Source organism: Bradyrhizobium sp. 62B (assembly GCF_030272265.2).
Lineage (GTDB): Bacteria > Pseudomonadota > Alphaproteobacteria > Rhizobiales > Xanthobacteraceae > Bradyrhizobium.
Window position 1 is genome coordinate 4,502,845 of sequence record NZ_CP092841.2, and the last position, 16,607, is coordinate 4,519,451.

Sequence of the window (16,607 nt, forward strand, 5' to 3'; positions counted from 1 at the left end):
AATATATCGAAGATACAACTGGAGGAAAAGCCCCCTCCTTGTCAACCGCCTACATCTCAGGACGTAGAACGATACGTCTAGGGAAGATCCCCACCCAGAACCGCTCCGCCGGGCGGCAATCGATGTCCTAGCACCCGGGGAGGACGCGACGGCTCGGCACCTATGGCGTGACATCGGGCGGCAAGTGCTACGATACCCATCCCTCGACAATTAGACCGAGGGACAATGCCAAATGCTCAATCAGAATAACGACTAGTCATCCGCAGGCCCGGACTTCGACAGGCGGCAGCGAGAACGACTGACGTTGACGGAAATCCCGCACAAGAAGAAGCGACGAAATAAGCCGTACTTGGAAAGGCCCAAATCCGCAGAAGAAAGTGAAGAAAAGGGACACAATCGACATCTCGCCCAAGGAACTGCGTGTGCGTGTTCAACGTCTCCCCCAGAGGACGCCGCTTCTCTGATCTCGTCCTCCGATACGTCGAAGACTGCGGAGGCGACGAGAAGATATCCGAGGCAAGGCGCAATCTGATCCGTCGCATTGCCCTCCTGCAGTGTGTCCTAGAAGACTGCGAAGCCGCATATGTGAAGACCGGCGAAACGACGTTGGACGAGCGGTTGAAATATCAGCGCCTGTCCAACACCCAATCACGTCTTATGCGCAAGATTGGTTTGCTCGATGCAAGGCGGGATCAGGACGAAGACGAGGACGATCTAGACCCCCTCACCTATGCGCAAAATACCGGCATCCGTCGATCGCGCAGACAACGGCTAGACGGGGATTGAGGCGATGGGTCAGGTATTTGAGCGGTTACGCGTTCAGCAGGCAGGCTTGAGCGCTGACCTGCTGCTTGCCCAAATACAAAATGGTGACACCAAACGGGCAAAGGCAAGCGAAAATTCGCTAGGTTTTTCAGAGCTGAAGCCGGATTGTTGGCAGTACCCACCCAACTGTACCAACAAAATAACGGCTTAGCAGTGCACTATTTGTTCGAGACTTGTTTAGGTAGCGAATTGGGTAGCGGCCGGTCAACTCGACATCGACATTCCAAGATCGGTGTACACGGGCGAAAGTTCGTTCGGAGTGAGCGGCCACTTTGCTGCGGCCGTTCGCGATCCTTCAGCGACTGCTCTGTAGACGAGGAGAATGCTGGGCTGCTTGAAGAGAATTTTGGTCTTCGCACGCTCCGCGATGCGTTCTGCGACGTAGCTCTTCGAGTCCAGAAATTCTTGCAATCCATCCAACGGAGTATCACCTGATCCATACGCCTCGAGTAAAAGACCATCCACCTTCGTAGGCTCGGCTGCCACTCCTACCCGTTCTCGGTAGAGATGGATCAATTCCTCCGTCAGCTTACGGCTCGGCGAGGTGAGGCCCTCGATCAGCCTCGCAACGTCTTCGAAGTAGTCGCTCGTGGCCTCAATCAGCGCCATTGCCTTGGAGACCGCTCTCTCCATCTGCGGAGTCTTCTCGACGCTAGGCTTGTAGATAGTGTCATGGGTCAATTCGCTATGTGCATGTTGGAGCAGCGTCCGTATTTGCACCTCGCAAGGCGTGCCTTTCCGAACCATCGTGCCATCAACGTCAACGTCGTTCTTGGCTCTGACGACGTAGTGTACCGACTGATATTCGAACACGTAGGGCCTCTCGGCAATCTCCTGCTCGTAATCCCTGTCTTTGGAAAACTCCCATAGATCGCAGTGTTCGAGCGCAGACTGAACTTTCGATATCTGCGTTGGAAGAAGTACGACGAGCCGAACACCGACCTTGTCGGTGATCTCCTCATATGGATTTTGATACGGCGTCTTGCGCTTCGTGTTGTAAAATGCCTTCGTGATAAACGACCCGCCTGTCTTCAGTCGCGGCGCGATGGGCAATTTTACGAACAATTCCGTGGAAGCCGGCGCGATCAGAGGTCCGAGGTCCTTGACGAGGCATGTGGCGACGTATGCGCCCCACTTCTCGTACATGGGTCGCTCGCTATCCCAAAGCGCGAGAAATTCCTCCTCGGTCATGACTCTTCACGGATGTGATCGCGGATTGTGATCCTTGTCCATTCCTGTCCAGCACCAGCCGGCCCTTCGCCCTTAATAGTTTCGACGGTGATCATGTCCTTAAAAGCTTCGGGCGGTGCCGTGAATTTTATGCTATTTGAAAACACCATCTTGCGTAAGCGAAGCTGGCCTTGAAGATCGGTAATGTCCTTATTAATGGCGTTCGTAGGAAACTTCTTCGCCTTCATGAACGTTTCAAAGCTGTCGGCCACTTCGTCCTCGAAATAGTTTTTCGCGAACGAGCTCACGCTCAGCGTTGGCGTGTTGTCGACCTTTAGATATGTGTAAAGACCAGTCATCAAATCAGCGCGCTTCTCCTGCGGAACATCCAGCGCCTTGATGAAAGCCTTCGTATGATCAAAGAACGCTTTGGTTAAAAAAGAGCTGTCCTGGGGGATCACGCAGCAAAGAAAACCTTCGTAGAAATACTGTGCCGCCCCGTCGCGTTTCGCGCTGCTCATGTGGCTGTCGAAAACGAAGGCCTTCCATCCGATTGGAAATTTCTTCGTATCGGCAGCAAGATCGACGTGCACAAATATGCCGATTTTGTAGAGCTTGGTGGCAGGTGTTAGGAACAAGTCCTTCAGATACGCCGCGTCCAATGCTCCTCTTTTGACCTCACGCAAGAAACCTGACTGAGTTTCGGCCTTGATAATGCCGAGGAACGGGCGCGCGGGACTGCCGATGGTCCCTGAAAACACGACGATGACACCGCCGGGTAGCGTACGAGAGATTTGCTTTGCGGTCAGCTGGTCGGCAATGGCCTGCGATTGCATAATGAACTGCGCATCATTCGCTTTGATCAACTTCGCCGCGATCTCCGGCACGGAGCCGGGCGTCCCGTCATTGATTGTCATCTCCATACTCTTGGAATTGTTTCCGAGCGCCTCGATGACACGCGACTTAAAATCGTCCATTGCCTCTGCAGGCAACACACATAGCTGATTGCCGTAACGAGGCGGGATAGGAAGCTTGTCGTCCTTACGCTGAAAAACGTCGTGCAAAATGATCCGCTTAACGGACATATTCTCGTAGAACATAATCAGAAATCCCCCTCAGCCGTCGGCATACTACGTTCGCCGCTGAAGATTGCAAAAGGAGATGTTGGTGCATTGCACTATTTGTGCGTGTAGTCACCGGGTGGCCAGCTCGGCCAACAACCGTCTTCCTCGTGACGGCCTGTTCGATTGGTGCAGGTCTGGTCGAGAAGGCGTTGACCAACATCCTTCAAGATCGCCCGCTCTCCGTAAAACCTGAGCTGACACTCGACGCGGAGTACGTTGATGTCTGCAGGGGCATGCTGCTGGATGGGGTATCTGGGTCTGACATCACACGTGGATCAGCGAGCAAAGCATTCCACATTGGTCCGGCATAGTATCATCGGGGATACCGGGGACGTGGCGCCGCCGCGCCGGAGTGCGGCCTCCCGGGCCAATTTCTCCATCTCTTTCGGTTTGGGCATGCGCCAACTTGCCGGTCGATTACTCATATCCCATTAGAACAAAACAAGAACTGAGAGTCCAGCGCTAGGGATAGTGGTTGAGAGTGAAGAGGCCCCGACATGACGTGCTGACCCTGCCCGCCGTCTCTCTGGGCTCCGGGGTTAGGGAGAGAGACGGCGGGCTTTCCGATCGCGGTTGATACCCGCGATCGGAACGCTTGCCGCGCCAGGAGAATTCGCTTCGGCCGCAGGCTGTCGGTGCCGCTTTATGAAGACGGACACTCACCGACTTGCCCGTTCAGCAGCCTTGCTCTCGCGCGTTTCCACGAAGCACTGCTTCCGCATTTCGCTGTCGCTCTCCGACGACATGCCTGCGAAAAACCGGTTGAAGACGCTGCAATGTCTCGACTGAAATCAGAGCGCGGCTGCAATCGCGCATTTGCAGGTATTTGACGAAGTAGCGCGGCTCCGAGGGGCGCTCTTTAATTCCCTCAGCCTCATTCAGTCGCGCCAGATGCAGTCGCTGATCGAGCGCGCTAGGCGCAAGCAATTCATAGAAGGTGGCAAAGTCCTCGCCTACCCATGCTATTTTCCTGCCCACTAATCCCTACCCACCAGCTCTTCCCTGCGCAGTTCCGAGAAGAATTTTATAAGCTCTGGCAACTCGGCGTCGCCGTGAGTGAGATAGAAGAGACGGGCGATCTCTTTGCGATCGAGTTCTACTTGGACAAGATAAGAGCCATTGAGATTAAGTTCTGCGTGTCCTGAAATTCGAGCGGTACAGGACACTCGTCTCCTGCCACTTGGAAGGGTGATCACTTCCCGATCGATTTCCAGATAGGTCTTGCCCCTTTCGAAGCGCCCAATTTCGTCGGATACATCCTCAGTCGTAAGACTGGAGCTAAGAAGTGGCTTCGGACCGTGGTCACGAGCCCATCCGCGCGTGGTAACTTGCACAACAACCTCCTGACACCCCTTACCCTAGATAAGAAGATGTATTCTTAGCTAAGGTTCGTCAAGGAGGATCTAAATAAGAATTCTCTCCAGCCTCGACTCCTTGTTCCTGATATGTTCTATTGGTCGCCATGGGCAGGGATGGGATGGCGAGCTGGCGAATGTATTCAAGGAAGCAGATTGAAGAGCTGGCTGACCGCGGCTCGCAGCAGCGGAGGCCGTCGGCGCCCGATCCGGCTCCTTCCGCCCCAATCCCAGATGACCTCTGGCTATCCCTGCTGGACGACCCGCGCGCGGCGCGCAAGCCTGAGGTACCGATCCATCAATGCCGCCTCGCCGACATCCAGCGCCATATGCTCCGCGTCGAATGCTCGCGCTGCTCTCGCATCATCGAGATGCAGAAGGCTGAAGCCATCCGCTATTTCGGCGCCGATACGATCTGGAAGAATGTCGGCCAGCGCTTGCTAGACCAAACCTGCACCAACCGCACCGGCCGACATGAAGAAGATGGCTGCTGGCCGAATTGGTCTGCCTAGTGCTTCCAGTCATGCGGAAGCGCACGCCCCCAAACTTCGTAAATGGGCGCGAACATATAGTGCTGACCGCCCTTCACCGTCTGAGTATCGCCTAATTTGACTTGGTCGCCTTGCCGCCGGAAGTCGGCAAAGAGTTCGATGGGATCACCCTCGCGTCGGACGAGCACCGCATGCAACATTTCGATCCTATCCGGCGCGTCCTCAGCACGCATGAAGGGCTTATTTGGGTCGGCAACCGCCCGCCAGCCCTCCCCTATCAAAATAGCGCCATCGGCGGCGAGCTTCGCAACATCGTTCGCTATATCGCGCATGACCAGGTATTTAGAACCTTGGTCAGCGAACTCGACTTGAGCGAGGCGCACCGGCTTATTGCCTCTCAAGAGTGCAACCATCGTTACGTGGTTTCCATCGTTCTCAGTCATCTTGCGTGCTGTGCGAAACAGCGAATTCAGCACCGCCTCTTGGTCCCCCCCGGCATCCCATACCTCGTCTGGCTGCAGGCCATATTTCGCCGCGCTCTTTTTGCCTTCCTCTGCATCGTATGGCACGGACAGATGAGTAAGTTCGAAGCGCTGCCCGTCCGAGAGAGAAATGTTAGTTGTTCGCGCGTCACCATGGCCGATCATACAAGGCAACCTTCCCCCGCGCCCCGACCCATATTGTTCTCCCGTCTCCAAATCGGTCGTTATTGGAGGATCGCGGCCGATGGCCCGATGAGCATCATGCACGACCTCGGCAATCTTGCCGTAAGCGATGGCAACTGCATCCAATAATTCGAAGTCGGGCAAGGTGTTCTCGACCCATCGCCGCTGAATTCGCAAAGTGCCGGATTTAAAGAAATGCTCACCGAGAGCGGACTTCTTCGGAATTCCTTTCAGGATTACGCGCGGCCCCTCAAAGAGCTTTGCGGGCACTTCCAAAACAGGACCATTGTTAAGATAGGAAGCGACGATCTCGGCTCGCACAAAGCTGTACGTCTCTAGGTCTCCCTGCTTTTCGATCTTGTTCCGAGCACCCACCATCCAGCGCATCAGCGCGTCAGCCTTCAGCTTCTCCTGCCAAGGTGCGTACCAAGCATCAAAATCGGGGATCAAGCCCTTATTGCTTTGGAGAATAAACGTAACGGTGCGAAGCGTCTGAATTGCCGTCTGAATAGCTACGCGAAAAGCTTGCGGTTCAAAATAGGACTGCTCCGCGGCATGCCAATGCCGATGAACGTCATCTAGGCGCCGATCAATGGCAGCAAGCGGGCAGGCGTTACCGTGCTCCTCGTGTCGTTCTGCTGGCGACATCTCGCGGCGTCCTATTCAGCGGCCTCAAGCGCGGCGATTTTTGCCTTGACCTCTTCACTGAGATACTTGGGATTGATCGTCTTCAGGTACTTCAGAGCTTCCACGTCGTTCGCTTGATACTGCAACCGGCGGCGATAGAATGTCAGCCGGCCTTCTGCTTCCTGAATGATCTGTCCCCAAGTCTTCGCCCAAACGCGGATTTTCGCGTGCGGCTCATCGTATTCGGCGATCAGCCCCCGCGGTTTGTTTGCCTGCCTTGCATCCATCTCCGCATCGCGGGTGAACTTGTTTGAGACGGCTAGGAAATCCCACTCTACGCCAGTTTCCAACTTACCCGAAATTTCTCTGCCATCGGCAGATCTCGCAACGATCGGGTACGGCTTCACGCTTTGATCGCTTCGCCGTCATAGATGATTTCAAAATCGGGTGCCTCGTAAAGCTGGAGGGCGAACACGTCCCTGATTTGCTCTCCAAAGCCGTCGTCACCTCTGATTTGATAGTCCTTCTGAACGTCGGTGATCTCGACGGTGCAACCCTTCGAGGTAGTTGCAACGACGTCGGAGACTGTGAACTTTTTAAGATTAGATTTTTGTCCGGTCAGAACAAATCGCTTGCCGCTCGCGCTAGAAATCCAAGCGACGGTGTCACCTAGAGCAAACGCTTTAAATCGCCCCTGACCTTTTTCGCCGTGCAGGAAGCGCCCATGCTTTGTCTTTGCCCCGGCGCGCTTCCACGATCCCCCTAGAAAAAACCTTCAGCCTCTTCGAAGGGAATTCCATCACCGTCGTCTTGTACGCGGATGACCGCCAACTTAGTCAGGTCGCCTTCTTCAAATTCCACCCTGACGACATGGGCGTCTGCATCGTAAGCATTCCAAATCAGCTCCGAGAGAGCCAGAATTGGCTTCGCGGCCGTCAGCCGTTCGATGTGATCGTTGTCGACCTTAACTTCGATCTCTTGCACTGGTCACACTCATATGCAGACGGCTCGGGGTGCAACTCTTAGTCGTCCCATACTGCAATTCCAATTTCAATTGCGGCGACGCGTCACAAACTACGCAGCCTCCGCTAAGTTTAATCCGCCAGTTCAACGGTTTTGGCTATCTGATTGAATTTGCTGGTACAGTTGGGTGGGCTCGAACCACCGACCTCCTGTTCCACAGACAGGGAGTTACCATCGATGGATGGCCGAAATGGCTTTGGCTTAGGTGGCAGCCCAGCGGTACGAGATTGGCATCGCGGGCATGGTAATGATCGTCCTTAGATTTCTTGAAGCAGCATGTTTAGCTTCGAGAACCAGTATTTCGGCCCAGAAGCCTCCGTCGCCCCGCAGCACGCGAGGTGAACTGATGGCTAGCTTCGGAAATATGTTTACCCCGCCGTATACCCTACTTACTTCGCTCGTAAACTTCCCATCACAAAAAACAAGGTAAGCAATTGATTTTGCTGGCAGGAGTGGCAGGGCTCGAACCTGCGACCCCCGGTTTTGGAGACCGGTGCTCTACCAATTGAGCTACACTCCTACAGACCCTGCGTCGCCGCTTCGGATCAGGCCGCTTTCAAGCACAGGGGGCGGCCGGATTGCAAGGGTGAACCGCGCCCGCTTCGCTTGTTTGTGCTGGGGTTTCTGGGCCACAGTTGCTTTCCGACAATGAAAAACAATTGGGAGCGCCCATGACCGCCACAGCGACCGCTACAGCCGGCCCACAGGCCTCGATCGGGCCCCACACCCCGCCCCTTCCGGAGGCCCGCCCGGAGACGCTCGGGCTGTCGCGGCCGCGCCTGCAGACCATGTCGGATGCCTTCAAGCGCGAGATCGACAAGGGGACCGTTCCCGGGGTCACCGTGCTGGTGGCCCGTCGCGGCCAAATCGGCTGGTTCGAGGCGCTCGGCAGGCAGAGCCCGGCGGCCGCCGTGCCGATGGCCCGTGATTCGATCTTCCGGATCTTCTCGATGACCAAGCCGATCGTGTCGGTCGCAATCATGGCGCTGGTCGAGGACGGCCACCTGCTGCTCGGCGATCCCGTCGCAAAGTTCATCCCGGAATTTGGCGGTCAGCAGGTCGGCATCGTCAAGGACGGCAAGCTGGAGCTGGTGCCGCCGGCTCGGCCGATGACCGTGCAGGACCTGCTCCGCCACACCTCGGGCCTCACTTATGAGCACCAGGGCGACGGCCCCGTGCACAAGCTCTATCAGGAGTCCCGCGTCCGCAGCCGCAAGATCAGCAACGCCGAGCATGCCGCCTTGGTGGCGAGCTTCCCGCTGGTCTGCCAGCCCGGCGCGGAATTCAACTACAGCCGCTCCACCGACATCCTCGGCCGCATCATCGAAATCGTCAGCGGCAAGTCGCTCGGCGCATTCCTGAGCGAGCGCGTGCTTGCCCCGCTGCAGATGGCCGAGACCGGTTTCTCGACCTCCGAGGCCAATGCGGGCCGGCTCGCCGAGCCGTTCGCGGCCGATCCCTGGACCGGCGACAAGGTCGCGCTGTTCAACATGCTCGAGCAGCCGGTGATGGAGTCCGGCGGCGGCGGCCTGGTCTCGACCACGATGGACTATGCCCGCTTCTGCCTGATGCTACGCAACGGCGGCACGCTCGACGGCAACAGGATCATCGGCCGCAAGACGCTGGAGCTGATGGCGTCGGATCATCTCGGGCCGCACGTTCAGACCAACGGCACTTTGCTCTCGCCCGGCCACGGTTTCGGCCTCGGCTTCGCCGTGCGACGCGAGGCCGGCATCGCGCCCTTCCCCGGCAGCGTCGGCAACTATTTCTGGAGCGGCATCGCCGGCACCTTCTTCTGGATCGACCCGAAGGAGGATTTGTTCGCGGTGTTCATGAGCCAGGCGCCGGGCCAGCGCGACTACACGCGGACGCTGGTGCGTGATCTGGTGTACGCGGCTGTGGAGTGAGATCTCGTGCCCCGGACGCGACGCAGCGCGCAGCGGTGCGTCGCAGAGCCGGGGCCCATGCATCGGCGATCTCTTTCTCAGCCTTCTGGGTCCCGGCTCTGCGGAGCGGCACTGCGTGCCGCACCGCGTCCGGGACACGAGACCATCAACTGATCGTCGCGCCGCCGTCGATCACCATGGTCTGGCCGGTCATGAAGTCGCCGGCCTTCGATCCCAGGAACACCGCGGCGCCCGCGATCTCGTCGGGGATGCCGATGCGCAGCAGCGGCGAGCGCGCGGTCGAGGCTTTCAGGTTCTCCGGATTGTCCCACAGCGCCTTGGCAAAGTCGGTCTTGATCAGGCCGGGCGCGACGCAGTTCACGCGGATGTTGTGCTTGCCGTATTCGCAGGCGAGGTTGCGCGCAAGCTGCATGTCTGCGGCTTTCGAGATCGCGTAGGCGCCGAGGATGGTCGAGCCTTTCAATCCGCCGATCGAGGAGACGATGATGACGGAGCCGTCCTTGCGCTCGATCATCTGCGGCACCACCATCGAGATCAGCCAGTTGTTGGCGACGATGTTGTTGTCGAGAATCTTGCGGAACTGATCGTCGGAGATGCCGGCGAGCGGACCGTAATACGGGTTCGAGGCGGCATTGCAGACCAGCACGTCGATCTTGCCGAAAGCGCGGTTGCTCTCGTCGACGAGGTTTTGCAAATTCTCCTTCGACGAGATGTTGGCGGCGATCGCGACGGCAGTGCCCTTGCCGAACTTGTCGTTGATGCCCTTCGCCACCTGCTCGCAGACGTCGGCTTTGCGCGAGGAGATCACGACCTTGGCGCCGTGCTCGGCCATGCGCTCGGCGATCGCGAGCCCGATGCCGCGCGTCGATCCCGTGATGACGGCGACTTTCCCCTTCATGTCGAACAAGGTCATGTGTTCCTCCGAGATTGATGTTCTTGTCACATCGAGATTTCGGGGTCGATGCTTCGCATCGCCCCGGAATGACAGCTTGGCTTACGCCAGCTTCTTGACTTCCGGCCCTGCCGGCTGATGCATCGCCGCGTGCGCGTCATCGGCGATCCAGGGCTGCTGGTTCACCATCGGAAGCCGCCAGACCGTGCGCTCGGGACTTGCGAAATGATCGAGCCGGGTCACGGAGCAATTGTCGATGTCGAACGACAGTCCCCGCTCCGGCTGGCCGTCGAGCGCGAGCCCCAGCGCCGCCTTGATGGTGCCGCCATGGGCGACCGCGACGACGTCCTGACCGGCCGCCTCGTTGTTGATGCGATCGACGGTGCGGCGCGTGCGGTTGTAGAGATCCATGAAGCTTTCGCCGCCGGGCGCGGGCTCGTTGATGTCCGCGAACCAGCTGGCGCCGACGGGACGGCTGGCGATGAACTCGGCCCGGTTCATGCCCTGCCAGCGGCCGAGATTCTGTTCGGCAAGGTCCGTCTCCCATTTCATCGACGCAGGCCGCGGGAAGCCCGCCTCCCAGATCGCTTCGGCGGTCTGGTGCGTACGCTTCAGATTGCTCGAATACCACACCGCCTTGCGTGGCAGCACCTTGGCAACAGCATTGAACACATAGGCATCGCTGGTGTCGCAGGCGATGTCGCTCTGTCCGTAGATGTTGCCGCCGTCATTGCGCACCGGTGCGTGGCGGACCCACCACCATCGCGTGACGACCACATTGGGCTTGTCTGCATCCGCCATCGAAACCCTTCCATCCCGTTTGATGTCGCTGTACGTCAGGTGTGAACGTGTCTCAAGACACTTTACCGTTTGAAATCTTGTTTGAAATTCCGTCGTGCGGCAAGCGTCGCGCGAGGCACCACAGGGAGAAACGCATGGGCCGCCTGCAAGGCAAATCCGTCATCATCACCGGCGCCGGCAGCGGCATCGGTCGTGCCGCCGCACTGCTGTTCACCCGCGAGAGCGCCAAGCTCATTGCGGTCGATCGCACCGAGGCGGTGAAGGAGACCGTCGACGAGATCAAGAAGGCCGGCGGCGTCGCGGAGGCCATGATCGCCGACGCGGGTTCCGAGACTGACGTCATCGCCGTCATCGACAAGGCGGTGAAGGCCCACGGCCGGCTCGACGTGATCTGGGCCAATGCCGGCGTCTCCGGCGGGCTCATTCCACTCGGCGAGCAGACCGTGGAGCATTGGCAGGAGGTGTTGCGCGTCAATCTGATCGGGCCGTTCCTCGCCGTGAAGCATGCGATGCCGCACATGGTGAAGCAGAAGTCCGGCGCGATCGTGCTGACCGCATCCGTCGCGGGCCTCAAGGCCGGCGCCAGCGGACATCCGTATGCGGCGAGCAAGGCGGGCGTAATCAGCCTGGTGCAGACCACGGCGTATTCACTCACCGGCACCGGCGTGCGCATCAACGCGGTGTGCCCGGGCCTGATCGAGACCGGCATGACCAAGCCGATCTTCGACCGCGCCAAGGAGCGCGGCACGCAGGGCAAGATCGGCCAGCTCAACCCGCTTCAGCGCCCCGGCCAACCGCACGAGCTCGCGGCGATGGGCTTGTTTTTGGCGAGCGATGAGGCGTCGTATGTCAACGGTCAGGCATTCCCGGTGGACGGCGGGCTGACGGCGTCGATGCCGTATACGGGCAAGCCGGTTTGACCCTGCCGTGTCCCGGACGCGACGCAGCGCGCAAGCGTTGCGGCGCAGAGCCGGGACCCAGCAGGCTGCACGGCCCGCTGCCACCTAGGCCCCGGCTCTGCAGCGCATCGTCGAAGGGACGCTGCGCTGCGTCCGGGCGCGAGAGCGGTGGTGAATGACTGACATGAGACGACTGACATGGGACCGCGTCCTCGCGGCGCATCTCGCCCGAGCTTTGCTTCGTTGCCTTGCCCTCGAATGAACAAGGGCGCAGGGAAGGCCGGGAGCCGGTTGGCTCCCGTGGACCGCCATGCCAAAAGCAGACTGCGTGTGCTGCGCATAGCGGAGAACAGGGCAACCGGAGACATCCCGGCCTTCCCTGCGCAGTGGTTGGAACGGCTTATGTCGCGCTCTCCTCGGGAGCGTTGCACTATTGCCCCGTCGCCTTGCGGATGGCTGATGTGTGGCCCGGTCGGGCCGCCACATCACCACAAGACTTGACGCCAGACTGCGGGCGCCAGGACCACACGATTTTGCCGTACGCTGATTACACCGGTCGTGTGCGCGACGGCTCTGCTCACGGTTGCCCGCCCTGCAAAAGCCCTTCGCGCCGGTATCATCGGCGCCCACCGCCGCCCGGCCCGCGTTCGTGACGATCGCGATACGCCCCTTGTCCTTGGGCCGGGTTGCCGCGATAGATACGCCATTACCGAATTTCGGTAAACCGGAATATTTTTGCCAGCGCGGATTGACCGATGGCTTGGGTGTTTTGCCCGACGGGCAACGCAAGGGATTGTGGTTCTCCCTCGTCACTCCGGGGCGCGACGAAGGCGCGAGCCCGGAATCCATTTTCGCAGCGTGTGATGTGGGCCGATGGATTCCGGGCTCGATGCTGCGCATCGCCCCGGAATGGCGGTGTGCGATGTTGATTTGCCCCATCGGGCCTCACGTTGGTATGGTTCCTGCAGGCAACCTCAGCCTCCATCCTCTGAAGAAACGTGCCAATGCCAAGCTCAAGACCCGACCGTATTCGCAAACTCCTCGCCGACCTCGTCGGCTTCGACACCGTCAGTGACCGCACCAACTTGCCGCTGATCGCCCATATCGATAACTACCTCGCCGCGTTCGGCGTCAAGAGCGAGCGCTTCGTCGACACGACCGGGCAAAAGGCCTCGCTGTGGGTCACGATCGGCCCCGACGACCGCTCCGGCTTCGTGCTATCGGGCCACACCGACGTCGTGCCTGTCGTAGGCCAGGACTGGAGCCACGATCCGTTCAGGCTGATCGAGCGCGACGGCAAGCTCTATGGCCGCGGCACCACCGACATGAAAGGGTTTGTCGCGGTATGCCTTGCCATGGTGCCGGAGATGGTGGAGGCGAAGCTTGCAACGCCGATTCACCTCGCGATCTCCTATGACGAGGAGATCGGCTGCGTCGGCGTACGGCCGATGCTCGGTGAGGTCGCCAAGAAGAAGGTTCGGCCGCTCGGCGCCTTCATCGGCGAGCCGACCGAGATGAAGGTGATCATCGGCCACAAGGGCAAGCACGGCGTGCGCGCGACCTTTCGCGGGCTCGCCCGCCATTCGTCGATCGCGCCCGACGGCGTCAACGCGATCGAATATGCGGCCGAGCTGATCGTCGAAATCCGCCGCCGCGCCGTAGCACTCGCGGCCGCGCGCGCAACGAACAGTCTCTACGACGTACCGCACTCGACGCTGCTCACCAGCATCGTGCATGGCGGCGCGGCGCTGAACATCGTGCCCGACACCTGCACGGTGGATTTCGAATGCCGCGGCATCGGCATCACCGAGTCACGCGAGGTCACCGATGCGATCGTCGCCTGGGCCAAGGCCGAGCTCGAGCCGGCGATGAAGGCGAGAAGCCCGGAGTGCGGCATCGACTTCGAGGAGATCCTCGATTATCCCGCGCTCGACACGGCGGCCGATGCCGCCATCGTCACGCTCGCCAAGAGCCTCGCCGGACGCAACGACCACGCCAAGGTCGCCTTCGGCACCGAGGCGAGCCTGTTCGCCAGCATGGCCGACATCCCGTCGGTGGTGATCGGCCCCGGCGCGATCGCGCAGGCGCATACGCCGGATGAGTTCGTGGAAATGGCCGAGCTGGAGAAATGCGCGGGCTTCGTGGAGAGGCTGATCGCGCATTGTGCGAAGAATTGAATTCGTAGGGCGGATTAGCGGAGCGTAATCCGCCACGGTGCTTCGTGCGGAGAGAATGGCGGATTACGCTCCGCTAATCCGCCCTACGACGCCGACGTGAGTTGTCACGGAAGCGCCGCCCGCTTTCTCCCTACACCGCGCCCGCCTTCTGCGCGTACTCCCACGACGCCTTCGACAGCGGCACGGTGCGCTTGGCGGATTCCAGCGCCTTGGCGTTGGCGGCGGTGCCGTCGCGGACGCGGCCGGCGATGCCTTGGGTGATGCCGGCGAGACGGAACAGATTGTAGGAGAAGTACCAGTTGAGATCCGGCACCGTCATCTTGGTGACGTTGCAATAGATCTGCGCCGCCTCTTCCAGGCTCGGGATGTTGAGCGCCTTGAGATCGGCGCCCTCGAGGCCCGGCATGATCCACTGCATCAAGAGATAGGTGAAGTCGGCCATGGGATCGCCGAGCGTCGACAGCTCCCAGTCGAGGACGGCTTGCACGCGCGGTTCCGTCGCGTGGAAAATCATGTTGTCGAGGCGATAGTCGCCGTGGACGATCGAGACGCGCGCCTGTTCCGGTACGGTCTTCGGCAGCCATTCGGCGACCTTCTCGAACTCGGGAATATGCTGGGTCTCGGATGCGCGATACTGCTTGGTCCAGCGATCGATCTGGCGCGCGAAATAATTGCCGGGCTTGCCGAAGTCGCCGAGGCCGATCGTAACAGGGTCGTACATGTGGAGCTTCGCCAGCGTCTCGATCTTGCTGGTGAAGATCTTGCGGCGCGACTCGGCATCCTGGCTCGGCAGCGTCGGATCCCAGAACACCCGCCCCTCCTCCATCGACATGATGTAGAAGGCAGCGCCAATGACGCCATCGTCCTGGCAGAGGGCATAGGCGCGCGCGACCGGAAAGCCCTGTTTTCCAAGGGCCGCAATGACGCGGTATTCGCGGTCGACCGCGTGCGCCGACGGCAGCAATTTGCCGAACGGCTTTCTGCGCATCACGTAGGAACGGTTCGGCGTGTTCAGCCGATAGGTCGGATTGGACTGGCCGCCCTTGAATTGCAGCACGACCAGCGGCCCCTCAAAACCTTCGACGTGCTCGCGCATCCAGGCTTCGAGGCGCAGCTCGTCGAAACGATGCCGCTCCTCGACCGGCTTGGTGCCCGAAAACTCTTCGTCTCTCCTGACGCCGTCGGCCATGACGCTCCCTCTTCAGTCCTGACCTTTTTCAGGTCGAGCATGATCCTAATCGGTAACCGCTGACGCACTTGCGTCAAGCGGTCATTGCGAATGGGACCATGCCCTGTCGTTTCTTCAAGTCGGGAGCGCCGCCTGGCGCTCCCTCTTAATCAATGACTGGGAGAGTTGGCATACTTCCGAACCTCAAGCCTGGCAATGGCGCGATTGTGCACCTCGTCCGGACCGTCGGCGAGACGGAGCGTGCGGATGTGGGCGTAGTCCTTGGCAAGACCCGCCTCGTCCGACACCCCAGCGCCGCCGAAGGCCTGGATCGCCTCGTCGATGATCTTGAGCGCCATGTTGGGGGCTGCGACCTTGATCATCGCGATCTCCGCCTGCGCGGTCTTGTTGCCGACCTTGTCCATCATGTCGGCGGCCTTGAGGCACAGAAGACGCGTCATCTCGATGTTGGTGCGGGCCTCGCCGATGCGCTGCTCCCATACCGAGTGCTCGACGATCTTCTTGCCAAAGGCGGTGCGCGAGGTGAGCCGCTTCACCATCTTCTCCAGCGCCTCCTCGGCCTTGCCGATGGTGCGCATGCAGTGATGGATGCGGCCCGGGCCGAGGCGGCCCTGCGCGATCTCGAAGCCGCGGCCTTCGCCGAGCAGGATGTTCTCCTTCGGGACCCGGACGTTGTCGAGCAGCACCTGGGCGTGGCCGTGCGGCGCGTCGTCGAAGCCGAACACAGGGAGCATCTTCTCGACCTTGATGCCTGGCGTGTCGAGCGGAACCAGGATCTGCGACTGCTGCTGGTGCTTGGCCGCCTTGAAATCGGTCTTGCCCATCAGGATCGCGATCTTGCATCTGGGATCGCCGACGCCGGACGACCACCATTTGCGGCCGTTGATGACGTAATGGTCACCGTCCTTCTCGATACGGGTCTCGATGTTGGTGGCGTCGGACGAGGCGACCGCCGGTTCCGTCATCAGGAAGGCGGAGCGGATCTCGCCGTCCATTAGCGGACGCAGCCATTTGCGCTTCTGCTCGTTGGTGCCGTAGCGGATGAACACTTCCATGTTGCCGGTGTCGGGCGCGGAACAGTTGAACACTTCCGAGGCCCAGGTGATGCGGCCCATCTCTTCCGACAGCAGCGCGTATTCGAGATTGGTCAGTCCCGCGCCGCGGAATTCGTCGTCCTCATGCTCGCTCGGCGGCATGAACATGTTCCAGAGGCCTTCAGCCTTCGCCTTCTTCTTGAGGTCCTCCAGGATCGGAATCACCTTCCAGCGCTCGCCGGCGTGATCCTGCTGGTCGTAGATCGGCACCGCCGGGCGCACGTGCTTGGCCATGAAGGACCGCACGCGGTCGAGCCATTCCTTCTGCTTGGGGGACAGATCGAAATCCATGGGACGCTCCTCGTATCTCTTTTGCAAACCTGTTTTGTGCCGGACTGTCCTCCCGCATTGCGTAGCCCGCAAGCGCG

15 protein-coding genes and 1 tRNA gene are annotated in these 16,607 nt (G+C 59.9%); 5 read left to right on the forward strand and 11 right to left on the reverse strand.

Annotation, left to right across the window (positions count from 1 at the left end):
* The first annotated feature begins 426 nt into the window (after nucleotides 1-426).
* Nucleotides 427-786, forward strand: a complete 360-nt coding sequence (locus tag ML401_RS21340; RefSeq protein WP_285806795.1) for a hypothetical protein — start codon at nucleotides 427-429, stop codon at nucleotides 784-786.
* Between the two features lie 243 nt (nucleotides 787-1,029).
* Here ML401_RS21340 and ML401_RS21345 read toward each other — a convergent pair whose 3' ends face one another.
* The 3 genes from ML401_RS21345 to ML401_RS21355 all read right to left on the reverse strand — a co-directional run bounded on the left by ML401_RS21345 (nucleotide 1,030) and on the right by ML401_RS21355 (nucleotide 4,453).
* Nucleotides 1,030-2,016 (reverse strand): GTP pyrophosphokinase family protein, encoded by a 987-nt coding sequence (locus ML401_RS21345; protein ID WP_285806796.1) that lies wholly within the window; start codon nucleotides 2,014-2,016, stop codon nucleotides 1,030-1,032.
* Nucleotides 2,013-3,095: a nucleoid-associated protein gene (locus tag ML401_RS21350; RefSeq protein ID WP_285806797.1), complete on the reverse strand. Its 1,083-nt coding sequence runs from the start codon at nucleotides 3,093-3,095 to the stop codon at nucleotides 2,013-2,015. Before ML401_RS21350 ends, ML401_RS21345 begins: the two co-directional genes overlap by 4 nt.
* A gap of 1,001 nt (nucleotides 3,096-4,096) precedes the next feature.
* Nucleotides 4,097-4,453 carry a hypothetical protein gene (locus tag ML401_RS21355; protein ID WP_285806798.1) on the reverse strand — a complete coding sequence of 119 codons (357 nt, stop codon included), beginning with the start codon at nucleotides 4,451-4,453 and terminating at the stop codon, nucleotides 4,097-4,099.
* A 143-nt stretch (nucleotides 4,454-4,596) separates the two neighbouring features.
* On the opposite strand from ML401_RS21355, the gene ML401_RS21360 reads away from it, so the two are divergent.
* Nucleotides 4,597-4,986, forward strand: a complete 390-nt coding sequence (locus ML401_RS21360) for a hypothetical protein (protein ID WP_285806799.1) — start codon at nucleotides 4,597-4,599, stop codon at nucleotides 4,984-4,986.
* Here the strand turns inward: ML401_RS21360 and ML401_RS21365 are convergent.
* From ML401_RS21365 to ML401_RS21380, 4 genes are all read right to left on the reverse strand, one after another.
* Nucleotides 4,983-6,278, reverse strand: coding sequence for a hypothetical protein (locus ML401_RS21365; RefSeq protein ID WP_285806800.1), 1,296 nt, complete (start codon nucleotides 6,276-6,278; stop codon nucleotides 4,983-4,985). The genes ML401_RS21360 and ML401_RS21365 overlap by 4 nt on opposite strands.
* An 11-nt stretch (nucleotides 6,279-6,289) precedes the next feature.
* On the reverse strand, nucleotides 6,290-6,664 hold the full coding sequence (locus tag ML401_RS21370) for a hypothetical protein (protein WP_285806801.1): 375 nt from the start codon (nucleotides 6,662-6,664) through the stop codon (nucleotides 6,290-6,292).
* A gap of 355 nt (nucleotides 6,665-7,019) precedes the next feature.
* Nucleotides 7,020-7,241: an ATP-binding protein gene (locus tag ML401_RS21375; RefSeq protein ID WP_285806802.1), complete on the reverse strand. Its 222-nt coding sequence runs from the start codon at nucleotides 7,239-7,241 to the stop codon at nucleotides 7,020-7,022.
* Nucleotides 7,242-7,724: 483 nt separating this feature from the next.
* Nucleotides 7,725-7,800, reverse strand: a tRNA-Trp gene (locus tag ML401_RS21380).
* A gap of 151 nt (nucleotides 7,801-7,951) precedes the next feature.
* Between ML401_RS21380 and ML401_RS21385 the strand changes: the two genes are divergently transcribed.
* On the forward strand, nucleotides 7,952-9,187 hold the full coding sequence (locus tag ML401_RS21385; RefSeq protein WP_285806803.1) for a serine hydrolase: 1,236 nt from the start codon (nucleotides 7,952-7,954) through the stop codon (nucleotides 9,185-9,187).
* 145 nt (nucleotides 9,188-9,332) lie between these two features.
* Here ML401_RS21385 and ML401_RS21390 read toward each other — a convergent pair whose 3' ends face one another.
* Nucleotides 9,333-10,100: an SDR family NAD(P)-dependent oxidoreductase gene (locus ML401_RS21390; protein ID WP_285806804.1), complete on the reverse strand. Its 768-nt coding sequence runs from the start codon at nucleotides 10,098-10,100 to the stop codon at nucleotides 9,333-9,335.
* An 81-nt stretch (nucleotides 10,101-10,181) separates the two neighbouring features.
* Nucleotides 10,182-10,880 carry a histidine phosphatase family protein gene (locus tag ML401_RS21395; protein ID WP_285806805.1) on the reverse strand — a complete coding sequence of 233 codons (699 nt, stop codon included), beginning with the start codon at nucleotides 10,878-10,880 and terminating at the stop codon, nucleotides 10,182-10,184.
* Nucleotides 10,881-11,014: 134 nt separating this feature from the next.
* Here ML401_RS21395 and ML401_RS21400 point away from each other — a divergent pair, with 134 nt between their 5' ends.
* The gene (locus ML401_RS21400; RefSeq protein ID WP_285806806.1) at nucleotides 11,015-11,800 is read left to right on the forward strand and encodes an SDR family NAD(P)-dependent oxidoreductase; all 786 of its coding nucleotides are present in this window, start codon (nucleotides 11,015-11,017) and stop codon (nucleotides 11,798-11,800) included.
* 983 nt (nucleotides 11,801-12,783) lie between these two features.
* Nucleotides 12,784-13,956 carry an acetylornithine deacetylase gene (argE, locus tag ML401_RS21405; protein WP_285806807.1) on the forward strand — a complete coding sequence of 391 codons (1,173 nt, stop codon included), beginning with the start codon at nucleotides 12,784-12,786 and terminating at the stop codon, nucleotides 13,954-13,956.
* Between the two features lie 130 nt (nucleotides 13,957-14,086).
* Here argE and ML401_RS21410 read toward each other — a convergent pair whose 3' ends face one another.
* Nucleotides 14,087-15,145 carry a phosphotransferase family protein gene (locus ML401_RS21410; RefSeq protein ID WP_285806808.1) on the reverse strand — a complete coding sequence of 353 codons (1,059 nt, stop codon included), beginning with the start codon at nucleotides 15,143-15,145 and terminating at the stop codon, nucleotides 14,087-14,089.
* Nucleotides 15,146-15,294: 149 nt separating this feature from the next.
* Nucleotides 15,295-16,530, reverse strand: a complete 1,236-nt coding sequence (locus ML401_RS21415; protein WP_285806809.1) for an acyl-CoA dehydrogenase family protein — start codon at nucleotides 16,528-16,530, stop codon at nucleotides 15,295-15,297.
* Nucleotides 16,531-16,607 lie beyond the last annotated feature (77 nt).

Bases quoted from the DNA above. Each gene is read 5' to 3' on its own strand.
- ML401_RS21350 (WP_285806797.1), bottom strand. From the start codon at position 3,095: ATGTTCTACGAGAATATGTCCGTTAAGCGGATCATTTTGCACGACGTT.
- ML401_RS21400 (WP_285806806.1), top strand. From the start codon at position 11,015: ATGGGCCGCCTGCAAGGCAAATCCGTCATCATCACCGGCGCCGGCAGC.
- ML401_RS21385 (WP_285806803.1), top strand. From the start codon at position 7,952: ATGACCGCCACAGCGACCGCTACAGCCGGCCCACAGGCCTCGATCGGG.
- ML401_RS21395 (WP_285806805.1), bottom strand. From the start codon at position 10,880: ATGGCGGATGCAGACAAGCCCAATGTGGTCGTCACGCGATGGTGGTGG.
- ML401_RS21410 (WP_285806808.1), bottom strand. From the start codon at position 15,145: ATGGCCGACGGCGTCAGGAGAGACGAAGAGTTTTCGGGCACCAAGCCG.
- ML401_RS21415 (WP_285806809.1), bottom strand. From the start codon at position 16,530: ATGGATTTCGATCTGTCCCCCAAGCAGAAGGAATGGCTCGACCGCGTG.
- ML401_RS21390 (WP_285806804.1), bottom strand. From the start codon at position 10,100: ATGACCTTGTTCGACATGAAGGGGAAAGTCGCCGTCATCACGGGATCG.
- ML401_RS21345 (WP_285806796.1), bottom strand. From the start codon at position 2,016: ATGACCGAGGAGGAATTTCTCGCGCTTTGGGATAGCGAGCGACCCATG.
- ML401_RS21365 (WP_285806800.1), bottom strand. From the start codon at position 6,278: ATGTCGCCAGCAGAACGACACGAGGAGCACGGTAACGCCTGCCCGCTT.
- argE (WP_285806807.1), top strand. From the start codon at position 12,784: ATGCCAAGCTCAAGACCCGACCGTATTCGCAAACTCCTCGCCGACCTC.
- ML401_RS21360 (WP_285806799.1), top strand. From the start codon at position 4,597: ATGGCGAGCTGGCGAATGTATTCAAGGAAGCAGATTGAAGAGCTGGCT.